This window comes from Streptococcus hyointestinalis (assembly GCF_011039275.1).
Classification (GTDB): Bacteria; Bacillota; Bacilli; order Lactobacillales; family Streptococcaceae; genus Streptococcus; species Streptococcus hyointestinalis_A.
Map to the genome: position 1 here is coordinate 1,748,581 of NZ_JAAKGB010000001.1, position 12,059 is coordinate 1,760,639.

General features: G+C 43.6%; 15 protein-coding genes. 2 read left to right on the forward strand and 13 right to left on the reverse strand.

Annotation, left to right across the window (positions count from 1 at the left end; translation table 11 throughout):
• Positions 1-5: 5 nt before the first annotated feature.
• The 11 genes from G5B60_RS08685 to G5B60_RS08735 all read right to left on the reverse strand — a co-directional run bounded on the left by G5B60_RS08685 (position 6) and on the right by G5B60_RS08735 (position 8,103).
• A complete protein-coding gene (locus G5B60_RS08685) occupies positions 6-731 on the reverse strand; it encodes a segregation/condensation protein A (RefSeq protein WP_164683652.1) in 726 nt (241 codons plus the stop codon).
• Complete coding sequence (gene xerD, locus G5B60_RS08690; RefSeq protein ID WP_164683653.1) at positions 731-1,498, reverse strand: site-specific tyrosine recombinase XerD; 768 nt, start codon at positions 1,496-1,498, stop codon at positions 731-733. Before xerD ends, G5B60_RS08685 begins: the two co-directional genes overlap by 1 nt.
• Positions 1,464-1,934: a cyclic-di-AMP-binding protein CbpB gene (cbpB, locus tag G5B60_RS08695; protein ID WP_164683654.1), complete on the reverse strand. Its 471-nt coding sequence runs from the start codon at positions 1,932-1,934 to the stop codon at positions 1,464-1,466. The genes xerD and cbpB overlap by 35 nt, the downstream gene beginning before the upstream one ends.
• Positions 1,931-2,449 (reverse strand): metallophosphoesterase, encoded by a 519-nt coding sequence (locus tag G5B60_RS08700; protein WP_164683655.1) that lies wholly within the window; start codon positions 2,447-2,449, stop codon positions 1,931-1,933. The genes cbpB and G5B60_RS08700 overlap by 4 nt, the downstream gene beginning before the upstream one ends.
• Positions 2,431-3,399 (reverse strand): nucleoside-triphosphate diphosphatase, encoded by a 969-nt coding sequence (locus G5B60_RS08705; RefSeq protein ID WP_206225093.1) that lies wholly within the window; start codon positions 3,397-3,399, stop codon positions 2,431-2,433. The genes G5B60_RS08700 and G5B60_RS08705 overlap by 19 nt, the downstream gene beginning before the upstream one ends.
• Positions 3,396-4,190 carry a glutamate racemase gene (racE, locus tag G5B60_RS08710; RefSeq protein WP_164683657.1) on the reverse strand — a complete coding sequence of 265 codons (795 nt, stop codon included), beginning with the start codon at positions 4,188-4,190 and terminating at the stop codon, positions 3,396-3,398. The genes G5B60_RS08705 and racE overlap by 4 nt, the downstream gene beginning before the upstream one ends.
• A 140-nt stretch (positions 4,191-4,330) precedes the next feature.
• Positions 4,331-4,573, reverse strand: a complete 243-nt coding sequence (locus tag G5B60_RS08715) for a YneF family protein (RefSeq protein WP_115270740.1) — start codon at positions 4,571-4,573, stop codon at positions 4,331-4,333.
• An 85-nt stretch (positions 4,574-4,658) separates the two neighbouring features.
• Positions 4,659-5,909, reverse strand: coding sequence for a diaminopimelate decarboxylase (locus G5B60_RS08720; protein WP_164683658.1), 1,251 nt, complete (start codon positions 5,907-5,909; stop codon positions 4,659-4,661).
• A 111-nt stretch (positions 5,910-6,020) separates the two neighbouring features.
• The gene (locus G5B60_RS08725) at positions 6,021-6,707 is read right to left on the reverse strand and encodes a Bax inhibitor-1/YccA family protein (RefSeq protein WP_164683659.1); all 687 of its coding nucleotides are present in this window, start codon (positions 6,705-6,707) and stop codon (positions 6,021-6,023) included.
• 118 nt (positions 6,708-6,825) lie between these two features.
• Positions 6,826-7,329 carry an HD domain-containing protein gene (locus G5B60_RS08730; protein WP_115270748.1) on the reverse strand — a complete coding sequence of 168 codons (504 nt, stop codon included), beginning with the start codon at positions 7,327-7,329 and terminating at the stop codon, positions 6,826-6,828.
• A 36-nt stretch (positions 7,330-7,365) separates the two neighbouring features.
• Positions 7,366-8,103, reverse strand: a complete 738-nt coding sequence (locus G5B60_RS08735) for a TrmH family RNA methyltransferase (RefSeq protein ID WP_164683660.1) — start codon at positions 8,101-8,103, stop codon at positions 7,366-7,368.
• Positions 8,104-8,155: 52 nt separating this feature from the next.
• On the opposite strand from G5B60_RS08735, the gene G5B60_RS08740 reads away from it, so the two are divergent.
• Positions 8,156-8,434, forward strand: coding sequence for an acylphosphatase (locus G5B60_RS08740; RefSeq protein ID WP_115270752.1), 279 nt, complete (start codon positions 8,156-8,158; stop codon positions 8,432-8,434).
• A gap of 86 nt (positions 8,435-8,520) precedes the next feature.
• Complete coding sequence (gene yidC / locus G5B60_RS08745) at positions 8,521-9,444, forward strand: membrane protein insertase YidC (RefSeq protein ID WP_164683661.1); 924 nt, start codon at positions 8,521-8,523, stop codon at positions 9,442-9,444.
• 73 nt (positions 9,445-9,517) lie between these two features.
• Here the strand turns inward: yidC and greA are convergent, their stop codons facing one another.
• Positions 9,518-10,000, reverse strand: a complete 483-nt coding sequence (greA, locus tag G5B60_RS08750; protein WP_115270756.1) for a transcription elongation factor GreA — start codon at positions 9,998-10,000, stop codon at positions 9,518-9,520.
• Positions 10,001-10,018: 18 nt separating this feature from the next.
• The gene (gene mltG, locus G5B60_RS08755; RefSeq protein ID WP_430523660.1) at positions 10,019-11,689 is read right to left on the reverse strand and encodes an endolytic transglycosylase MltG; all 1,671 of its coding nucleotides are present in this window, start codon (positions 11,687-11,689) and stop codon (positions 10,019-10,021) included.
• Positions 11,690-12,059 lie beyond the last annotated feature (370 nt).

The following is a 12,059-nucleotide window of genomic DNA, read 5'->3' on the forward strand; positions in this document are numbered from 1 at the left end:
CACCTTTATACCTTTTCTGTTTTATTTTCCTTAGGAAGTGCTAGGTAAATCTTACCAAAGTTTTCAGACTGCTTGACATCTACTTGCTGCAGCTTTATCAGCTCAAGCGTCGCTAAAAAGAGGGTAATCATCTCGTTTTTTTGCTGGCATGCCTCAAAAACCTCTTGTAAGCAGAGCTTTTGTTGACTGCCCAAGCGATACAGAAGATCCTCCATCATATCCTCAATGCGATAGTCATCTCGCTCAACGACCGTATGCTGCTGCATAAGCGTCTCTTGCCGACTCGCCATGACCTTTGAAAAGGTCAAAAACAAATCCATAATGGTCTTGTCATGCGCTAGCGTCGTCTCCTCAAAGATGAGTTCTTGCTTGGGTTTGGAGTAAAATTGAGCCCGCTTATTGTGTTGCTTACCAAGCTCTTCGCTCAGCTCTTTAAACTTGCGATACTCCTCAATCTGACTGAGCAGCTCCTGCTCCAAGTCCTCCTCATCAGGGAGATTTTCAACAACTGTGGGCAATAACTTCTGACTCTTTATCAGCATGAGTTGGCTTGCCATGACCATATATTCGCTAGCAATCTCAAGACGCATGGCTTTAAGCGTAGCGATGTAAGCCAGATACTGCTCGATAATCTCTACAATCGGAACATCGTAAATATCCACTTCGTATTTTGAAACAAGATGAAGAAGAAGATCCAGCGGACCTTCAAAATCTTTTAGCTTAATATCCATTAAAAATATTTCTCCAGTGTCACTGCGCTTTTCAGTCCTAACTGCTGTGCGATTTCTTGTGCTGTCTTTCCGGCAGCTTTTTCACCCAAGATATACTGCGTACGAAGCGACTGAGCTGTCTCATTGGCGAGACCAATCGTCTCCAAATAAGCGCTCAATTTTTTAAAATACCACTGCCTTGAGTAAGGCTTGCCCTTATGAGAAAAGAGGTAGCCTGTGTTTACCAGTTTTTTTTCAAGACAGCTAACCAAGGGCTTAGGCAACTTGACAATACGCACACAGTCCTTTTTCTCAAGGCGGATAATGCCAAACTCAAGGTCAATACTCTCACTGTCAAGGCGGGCAATTTCAGTCGGTGTCAGCCCCAACTCTATCATCAACAGCGCTATCAGCTGACCATCTGTATCAGGAGTATCAGCGTAAAAGAGAGACTTATCTAAAAGCTGTGGCTGCTTTGTGAGCTGAGGAGAGCTCGCTTGAGAGGCGACATGAAACTTATAAGCATAATCAAGAACTCCCTTGCTATACAAAAACCATAAAAACTGATTGAGCGTGGATTGTCTTCGCTTTTTGACAGCTGGTGACTTGGTCGAGAGCTTTTGCTCATAGAGACGCAATTTCTCAAGCGTTAATTGATTATCAACATCTTCTAAAAACTGCTTGATGTCGTAGCGATAGTTCATTTGCGAATTTTGCGACAAACGCTTGTGCGCTAAAAAGTCATCTAACCAGTCAGTCAGTCTCTTTTGGGATGAGGTCATAGTCATTGGTAAAGTCATGAAGCAGGCTGTTAACAGCTTTTAGGATAGATTTTCGTGTGATAATCCCTTGAAAGACACCCTCGTCATCTACGACAGGCAAGAAAGGATAATCCACAAGCTTGTGCATAATCTCAGTCAAGTCAGCGTCCTTATGCAAAGGCTCAATCTTGGTATTGACCATAGGCGCAATATCACTGCCAGTCACTTCCCAGTCTGACAAGTGGTGTTTAGCCTTATAGCTTAGCATATCAGCTATGCTAATCGTACCCACATAAATCTTGTCTTTTGTGATAACAGGGACACGTGACAAGCCATTAGCACTCAAAACCAGCATGACATGGTCTGCATTGTGCGTATCAATAAAAATCGCCAGCTCATCCGCAGGAATCAGATAGTGCTCCAAATGTTTTAATAGAAAATCTTCAAACGGTTTTGCAATCATCGTGTAAACTCCTGTGATAATTGTGGGTATAGCTCATGGTTGCGGGTGTAAAAGTCTACTTTTATGGTCGTATCTGTCACTGTGACAAGAGCATAAAGTTTTTCCATCACCTCACCTCGTGGCTGCAAGACACTTCCAGGATTGATAAAGACAATATCCTCCATGCGCCAAGCACTAGCTCTATGCAAATGCCCATACAGACAAATATCAGCGCCAGCCTCTTGGGCAAATAAGTCCAGTCTATCCCACATAAAGTTAATCTGATAGAGGTGTCCGTGTGTCTGTGCAATGGTTACACCATTAAGCTCGACGACATTATTTTCAGGATAGCCGTCATCATAGTCACAATTGCCACGCACCACATAAATCCCATCCCAAACAGGGTCAGAACTCTTGAGCTCAGAGTCTCCATTATGAAAAATAGCATCCACCTTGCCTTGATATCTGTCCTTGATATCTTTGACAATGTCATAATCACCGTGTGAGTCACTCATTACTACAAATTGTGTTGCCATTGTGGAAATACCTCCATCAGTTTTTTCACTGCCTGTCCTCTGTGAGATTGGGCATTTTTTTCTTCAGCAGAGAGTTCTGCTGCTGTACGTCCTGTGTGTCCAACCAGAAAAAGTGGGTCATAGCCAAAGCCGTTTTCTCCTCTTGGCTCCACACCGATATAACCTTCCCAGTCTGCTTCAACCACTAAGCTCTCTTTGTTGGGTGCTGCAACGACCAAGGTCGTGTGAAATTGAGCGCTTCTGTCTTCTGGCTCAAATACCATAGCCAGCTCATGGAGGAGCTTAGCGTTGTTCTTAGCGTCTGTGGCATCTGGTCCTGAAAAGCGAGCGGACCACACGCCTGGAAGCCCACCTAGCGCATCCACCTTGAGTCCTGAGTCGTCTGCCAGCACCATTTTACCGGTTAAGCGTGAGATGGTTTCTGCCTTGAGGCGAGCATTTTCCTCAAAGGTCATGCCTGTCTCCTCAACTTCTGGTAAATCTGGATAGTCGTTGAGGTTCTGAACGCTGATACCGAGCTTAGCAAACAACTGACGAAATTCTTTGGTTTTGCCTTCATTGCGTGTCGCAATCAAAATGGTATCGCCAAAATCAAGCTCAGCACCGTCTAAGAAAGCGGACACTTCTATCCCACCTTTTGGTACATGAACAAACAGCACCTTATCATCCTCAACAACAAGCACCGCACCTTTATGAGCCACCGCTTTTAACGAACGGTTTTCAAGCGCATTTATCAACTCCAAGTAAAAACGAATCAAGCGATAAGGCGAGCTGTATTTAATCACACCCAGTGCAATTTTAAAGTGATTGTCCTCATCTAATAGGAGATTGTTTAAAGACATCACAATCATATCAATTTCATCTGAGAATGAAAATCTACACCCATCAATTTCGAGTTTTGCGACATACCAGTCTTTGTCATCTTTATATTCAAATATTTTTTCTGTCATAAATCGATATGCTCCACAGTAATTTTTCTTCCCATCCATTGCTCGGCAATTTCTTTAAAGCCCTTGGGACTGGCTGTTGTGTAAAAGTGATGCTGTGCTTCTTTTTGCTTACGGTTGCGGTTAATCTCAAAGTAGTTAAGCAAGACGGAAATATCATGCACCGTCTCTGCTCCGCTATCAATGAGTTTGACTGATTGTCCCATCACATTTTGGATAATCGGTCTTAATAAAGGATAATGCGTACATCCTAGAATGAGCGTATCAACCTTGCCCACTAGAGGCGCCAAGGTCTCATAGACTACCTTTTTAGCGACACTTGAGGTCATCTGATTGGACTCAACGATAGGCGCAAACTTGGGACAAGAAAGGCTCTCCACCTCCATCTCAGGCGCTAGGCGCTGGATTTTCTCACGATAAGTGTCGGATTTAACCGTCATGGGAGTGCCGATGACGCCGATTTTTCCTGTCTGCGTAGACTTAATGGCTGCGCTAGCACCGGGCAAGATAACCCCCAAAACAGGAATGGTCAGCTGCTCTTTGATTTCCTTCCAGACAACAGCCGTTGCGGTATTGCAGGCAATGACAATCATCTTGACATTTTGTGTTAATAAGAAATTGACCATCTGCCAAGTGTATTCTCTGATTTGCTCGGCTGGTCTTGGACCATAGGGAGCACGTGCTTGATCCCCGATAAAAATAATCTCTTCTTCTGGCAGTTGCTTAAACATTTCTTTGACGACAGTCAAGCCACCAACACCAGAGTCCAAAAAACCGATTGGACGATTATCCATATCTTCTCCTTCTTTGCCTATCTTGCTAAAAAAGAGTTTGAGACCTCTGCCCCAAACTCTCTCATCATCTGAGCTAAGTCTGACCCGTTTTCAAGTTTAGTGGACACTGACTCACTCTTTTGGACAATCTTGTTGACTGTCTATTTTTTGCCTTTATTGGCAGCTGCTTTTGATTGTCTGATAATGTTGCGATAGGTTTGTTGAATCTTAGCTTCGCTTGGTTTTTGTCCCATTTGGCTCATCATCTCACGAATAGCATCTGGTGTTAGGCGAGGATATTCACTGACTTCCTTGGTGAACTGACGGCGAGCAATAAAAATTCCCCCAACAGCTCCCGCAAAAAGCGCAATGATAACCAATAAAATCCAAAGTGCAGTATTCATTCTAGCATTCTCCTCTATAAATTCTCTTACCCATTATACCAAAATAAAGAAAGGGAGACAAGAAAACAAGCGCTTCCTTGCTATCTTATTTGTCAAAATCAAAGCCATACAAAGTGTTGAAATAATCCTCTGGCATCTCGGCACGTCGAATCATACGAGCGGTGCCATCTTCTTGCAGGAGAATCTCAGCCGAGCGCAAACGACCATTGTAGTTGTAGCCCATTGAAAAGCCGTGCGCTCCCGTGTCGTGAATGACAAGTGTATCGCCGATTCTTGCCTCAGGCAATTCACGATTTTTGGCAAATTTATCATTATTTTCACATAGAGAGCCAACCACATCAACTGTCTCCAGTTTACCGTTTGGGTTAGTGAGATTGGTGATGTGATGATAAGCATCATACATGGCAGGGCGCAGGAGATTGACTGCACAAGCGTCCAGTCCGATGTAGGTGCGATAGGTTTCTTTTCGGTGCAAGACCTTTGTGATGAGATGACCGTGTGGCGCTAGCATGTAGCGCCCAAGCTCTGTGTAAATGCTGATATGACCTAGACCATTTGGCACCAAAATCTTATCAAACTGTTCATGGACACCTTGTCCAATCGCAGCGATGTCATTTTGACGATTTTCTGGCGTGTAATCTACACCGATACCACCAGACAGATTGATAAAGTCAAGCGAAATACCAAGTTCATTTTTCAGCTCAACAGCCAGCTCAAAGAGCTGAGCGGCAAGCGTTGGATAGTAGTCATTGGTCACTGTATTTGACGCCAGAAAAGCATGGAGCCCAAGGGAAGTGACGCCCTTTTCTGTCAATTCTTTGTAGCCTTTAAAGAGCTGTTCTTTGGTCATCCCAAACTTGGACTCCTCTGGATGATCCATGATGTCTGTGCCTAGCGCAAAGACACCCCCAGGATTGAAGCGAAGCGATACTTTATCTGGCAGACCACATGCTTTTTCTAAAAAGGCAATGTCCTCATAAGCGTCAAGGTTAATAGTTGCTCCAATCTCACGGGCATAGACAAACTCTTCTGGGCGTGTGTCGTTTGAGGTGAAGCTAATCTCAGAAGCGCTAAAGCCTACTTTATGGCTCATCATCAGCTCCACATCTGTCGCACAGTCAACACCACACCCCTCTTCTTTTAAAATCTTCAAAATCGTTGGATTGGGTGTTGCCTTGACCGCAAAATATTCTTTAAATCCCTCGTTCCATGAAAAGGCTGCATTCACTGCACGAGCCGTCTCCCTGATACCTTTTTCATCGTAGAGGTGAAAAGGTGTTGGAAATTGCTCGGTGATAAGGTCTACTTGCTCTTTGCTCACAAATGGTGTCTTCATATCGTATTCTCCTTTGGTGTGTTGCTCCTATTATAGCATAAAAATGATAATTTTATAGAAAATTCTGACAAGAAAGCCCACAAAAAAACTGGGTTGCCCCAGTTTTTACTCTTAATCGTTATCACCAAAGAGGCGTAGTAAACTTAGAAACAGGTTGATAAAGTCAAGGTAGAGGTTTAGTGCCATCGAAATCGCCCAACCGTCTGTTGTACGACCGCCTGTAGATTGGTAAACACGCTTGATGAGTTGATTGTCATAAGCAATCAAGCCTGAAAAAATCGCAACTGATAAGAGACTGATGATATAGCTCATCGTGCCATTAGCAAAGAAGATATTGAGCACACTTGCGATAATAATACCAATCAAAAGCGCCATAGCCGCCTTAGCAATGCCTGACAAATCACGCTTGACAACCACACCGATCAACGCCATCACTAAGAACACGCCCATAGCTGATAAAAATGCCTGCAAAACAACAGCCTGCGCATAAGTAGCAATGATAAAGCTAAGCGTAAAGCCATTGAGCGCTGAATAAACTAAAAATAAAGGCAGAGCTGCTGGCGTGTTCTTGCGAGCTGCACTACTTGCGCTAAAGACCAAAACCAACTCCAAAATACACGCCCCGTAGTAAATCACAGGATTAGAGTAGCTGGCAATCAAATTATCTGTAAAGACATAAAGCATTAAGTACGACACAAAAGCAGACAGACCAATCCCCATGCCAACCAGTCCATAAATCTTGGCAAAGAAACGATTGAGACCAGCGTCGCTCTGTGTATAAATCACATTATCATTCATATCAATGTCCTCTCAACTTGTAATAGTCCTATTCTAACATAAAAGCTTCTTAAACGTCTATTATTTGTACCCTTTTTGAAAAGTCAGGGAGAAGAAAAAGCCAAGCAAAGCCCAGCTTTTAATGATGATGACTACCTAGCAGTTTTCTGCTATAGGCAATCGGTTTTTTGAACCATTTTTTCAAGGGACGAGACGCTTCACGCACCGCCCAGTATTTGTCAACCATGGTGACGATATAGCCTTCTTTATAGCGTGGCGGCGCGATAGTCGCTCCCCACATATGTTTTAGGATAATATCTTCTTCACGTTTATTCAGTGTCGTGACTTTTCTAGCGTTACGCACGGCAATACGTGGATGTACCCAAGCATGTCCTTTGTTGAACTTGGTTGTGCGCCAATCGTAGTAGAAAAAGTCATGTAGCAGCCCACCACGTGCTGTACTTTTAGCGTCCCAACCGAGACGCTTGGCAATCTTATAGCTGGTGTAGCTGACGTTTATCGAATGTTCTAATCTAGTAGAGTGGTGATGTTGGACAATACCATCTAACTTTTGAAAGCGAGGATGGTCAATGAGTGGTCCAACAAGAGACATGTATTCTTTATCTTTTTTATAAGATTTCATCACAATCACCTCTATAGTCTATTATACCACTTTGACTTAAATAAGGCTGAAAATAAGAATACCCGCAGCGACAGCGACATTGAGGCTTTCAGCCTGCCCAGGCATGTCGATATGCACCAGATAATCGGCACGCTTTGCCATCTCGTCTGAGATACCCTGTCCTTCATTTCCCATGACAAGAGCAAAGGAAGAAAATTTGTCAAGCTGACGATAGTCGATCGAGTCTTTTGACAAGGTACTGGCTAAGAGTGGAATCTTGTGCGCCGTCACATCATCCAGCACATGAGACATGGGCATACGGTAGATGGGGAGATGAAAGTGGCTACCCTGCATGGAACGTAGCGTTTTTTGGCTGTAGATATCTGCTGACTTGTCAGAGACGATAACCGCATCAAAACCAGCGGCGTCCGCTGTGCGAATCATGGTACCGACATTTCCTGGATCTTGCACATCCTCCAAAATCAAAAAACGCCCTGCGCTAGCTTGCCATTCCTTGCTCTCTAGCGCTATTTCAGCGACGATACCTTGTGGCGTTTGCGACTCTGTCAGCTCTTTTAGCACATCATAGGAAACCACAACTACTTGCTCTTCGTCACCCACACGCTCTAAAAACTCCTCCGTCACAAAGACACGTAAAATATCAGCTTTATTTGCTCTCGCTTCTTCGTATAAGTGCCAGCCCTCAATCAAGTAGGATGTCTTACGGTACTTTTTTTGGAGCAATTTTTTAGTCTTTTTGATGAGATTATTTGCTTTTGAGGTTATAATAGTCATAGAGAAAGTATAACACAAATCCCACAAGATTGAAAAAACAAAGGAGGAGAACATGAAAAAAGTACGTATGCTTGTGTCTGGGCGTGTTCAGGGAGTTGGCTTTCGCTACTCCACCTATGCTCTCGCACTAGAAATTGGTGACATCTACGGTCGTGTCTGGAATAACGATGACGGTACCGTCGAGATTCTCGCTCAGTCCGATGATAACAGCAAAATGGCAGCCTTTATCAAAGGCGTCAGACAAGGCCCTTCTCAGTGGGCAAAGGTCACTTATGTGGATGTGAAGATGGACAACTTCCCCGATTACCACGATTTTAAAATCGCCAATTAAAAATCCGTCTCAAGAACTATTGTATTCTACCTAAAAAAAAAGTAAAATAGTAAGGTAAGACTAAATTTAGAAAAAGGATTATATCATTGAAAAAAAATACGAAGCGTCTTCTCTTTTCAGGGTTAGCTCTATCCATGCTAGTGCTACTCTCTGGCTGTGTCAACGTTAAAAATGGTCAGCCAACTGGAACGGTTTGGAATGTCCTTGGTGTTCCCATGGCAAATCTCATTACTTTCTTTGCCAAAAATCAAGGTTTAGGATTTGGGGTTGCTATTATCCTTGTAACCATCATTGTTCGTTTGATTATCTTACCACTAGGGCTCTATCAGTCCTATAAGGCAAGCTACCAAGCTGAAAAGATGAACTATCTCAAACCTATCTTTGAGCCAATCAACGAGCGTATCCGCAATGCCACAACACAAGAGGAAAAAATGGCTGCGCAGACAGAGCTCATGCAGGCTCAACGTGAAGCTGGCGTTAGCATGTTTGGTGGTATGGGATGTCTGCCACTGCTCATCCAAATGCCTTTCTTCTCAGCCATCTTTGTGGCGACTCGCTACACTGCAGGGGTTTCAGAAGCGACCTTCCTTGGGATGGACCTTGGTAAGCAAAACCTCATCTTGGTACTTATCATCGCTGCTCTCTACTATGTGCAATCTTGGCTGTCACTCCAGGCTGCTCCTGAAGCGCAACGCAGTCAGATGAAGACCATGACTTATACCATGCCACTGGTCATGCTCTTTATGTCTATCAGCCTTCCAGCGAGTGTCGCTCTTTACTGGTTTGTCGGTGGTATCTTTAGTATCATCCAACAGTTGATTACAACCTACATCATGAAACCACGTTTACGTCAGCGTGTTGAGGAAGAATACAAGAAAAATCCTCCTCGTGTCTCTACACCAAAACGTCGTAAAGATGTCACACAAAAACCAAAGAACGCAAATCAAGCAGCTATCTCACAACAGCACAAAAAACGCAACGCTGGTAAACAGAAAAAACGTAAGAAATAAAACAAAACTCTCAAGGCTAACTTGAGAGTTTTTAGATAGCAGAAAATCCCAAGAGTGTCTCTTGGGATTTTTCTTAGTTTGTTTTTTCAACGCTGATAATCTCAACAGTGTAATCACCAGCAGGTGACTCGATGACTGCTTGGTCACCAGTCTTTTTACCGATAAGGGCTTGTGCGATTGGGCTTTCGTTTGAAATCTTACCTGAGAAGATGTCTGCTCCCGCTGCACCCACGATAACGTAAGTATCTTTGTCCGTTGTTCCCACTTCTTGAACAACAACTGTTTTTCCGATAGCCACTTCATCTTTGGCAACGGCATCGCTATCGATGATTTCTGCGTAGCGGATTTTGGTTTCAAGAGTTGAGATTTGTCCCTCAACAAAGGCTTGCTCATCTTTTGCTGCATCGTACTCGCTGTTTTCAGAAAGGTCACCGTAAGAGCGTGCAATCTTGATACGCTCAACGACCTCTGGGCGACGCACTAATTTTAACTCTTCTAATTCTTGTTCAAGCTGTTCTTTTTCAGCCTGTGTCATAGGATATGTTTTTTCTGCCATTGTTAATTACTCTCTTTTCTAATTTGAAATTTGACTGTTGACATATTTTTCAACATTTTTCTGATGGGTTTCATAGTCATTTGCATAATAAACCTTACCAGTCTTGACATCCGCTACAAAGTAGTAATAATCAGTACTTTCAGGATTGAGTACTGCCTTGATAGCTGAAAGCCCCGGACTGTCTACAGGTCCTGGCATGAGTCCTGTATGAGTATAATCATTATAAGGCGAATCAATGCTTGTGTCAATATTAGCGTCTTCAGAAAGTGTGGTGGTCTCACCAAGTTTACCCATCGCATACAAAACAGCAATGTTACTTTGAAGCGCTTGTCCAGCATTTAGACGGTTATAAAAGACGCTAGCAATGGTTCTTCTATCCTCATCGGTTTGCCCTTCCTTCTCAACAAGAGAAGCAAGCGTCAAGACTTGATTGACCGTCATGCCCTTTTCTGAAATGGTTGTGTAGTAGTTTGCAAGTGTCGTGTCCATGGTCTGAAGCATGGTATCGACCAAGTCCTTAAGGCTCGTCGCCTTATAGTAGTCATAGGTCGCTGGGAAGAGATAACCCTCAAGCTGGTAAACCGCTTCGTCTTTTGACGGTAAATTCGCCAAAAGCTTAGGATATTTCTCAACCATCTCCTTGATAAAGGATTCGTCTTTCATCAACTTCAAGAAATCACTAGCGCTATACGGTGTCTTACTTGATTTCTTGCTGTTGGCATTGACCTCGATAGCTTTTGCAATCTGCTCGATAGTGTAGCCTTCTTTGATGAGGACTTTACCAAGTACAGGCTGGGTTGGGCTGGTTGTTCCTTCCTTTTGGAGCGCTTTTGCAATCTCATCTAGCGACATACTCTTTTGCAAGTTAAAGTAGCCACTTTGGTAATTGCTATAATTTTTAAACTTAGAATAATAGTTGAAAATCGTAGCATTTCGGATGAGACCTTTTTTCTCTAAAATTTGCCCAATCATCTTGGTACCAGAGCCTGCTGGGATCTCGACTTGTACATAGTCTGTTGACTTGCTATTAACTGGTTTTAGGCTGTTTGAGATATAGTAAGCCCCAAATCCACCAACCGCTAATAAAATAACTAAGGTTATGGAAATGATATACAAGGCTAACTTTTTAGCGAGACTTTCACGTCTCTGGCGCTTCTTTTGCACCAACTTTTTCTTTCTACGTTTCCCCACACTCTCCTCCAACTCTTCCTCATCTGACTCAGATACGGCTACTTCGCTAGAACCTTCAGAAACAGGAGTCTCTGTTGAAACCTCTTGTTCCGCTTCTACTGTAGGCTTGTCCTCAACTGGTGGAAAGGCTACAGGAGTGTCGCCCTCGAGTTCAGGGCTAAAGACTTTCTCCAAGTTATCTAGCACTTGGTGTACCTCGGTACGTCCTGCAGTCACATCAAGTAGCGACTCGCTTTCAGATGAGATTTCCTCTTCAAACTCTTCAGATTGAGCGTTCTTGACTTCGATGGACTCAGTTTCTGGCTGTTCATCAGAGACGCTAGGAGTGCTCTCAAGGGGCACTTCTGAGTTAGTTTGCTCTATCTCAAATACTTGAGGTTCTGTCGGTAGCTCGCTAGCAGGCTCCACAGCAGAAGCTTCAGATACTTCAAGCTCTGGGCTAAAGACTTTTTCTAAGTTATCCAGTACTTGATGAACCTCGGTACGTCCTGCAGTCACATCAAGCAGTGAGTCAACTTCTAGCCCTGCATTGTCATTAGCAGAGAAATTATCGACTTCTATCTGGTCATCAGAGACTGAGATGGGATGGACTGCAAATGTTTCTGACGCTTGGTCTGCACCAGCATCAGATTCAGACGTTGTCCTATCATCCTGCTCAACTTCTTCTATATTTCCCAAGAGTTGATGAACATCATCTTCTGAAGTCTCATCAATTGAAGGTTCACTCTCTTGCGACGCACTTTTTTCAACCTGAGCAAGGTCTGTCTCATTCCAATCAGGAACAAAGGTCGCACGAGGCAAGCTGCTCTCACTCGCAAGCTCAGAAGTCTCCTCTAAAGGTTGACTTAAATCTTCCGAGGAAACTGGC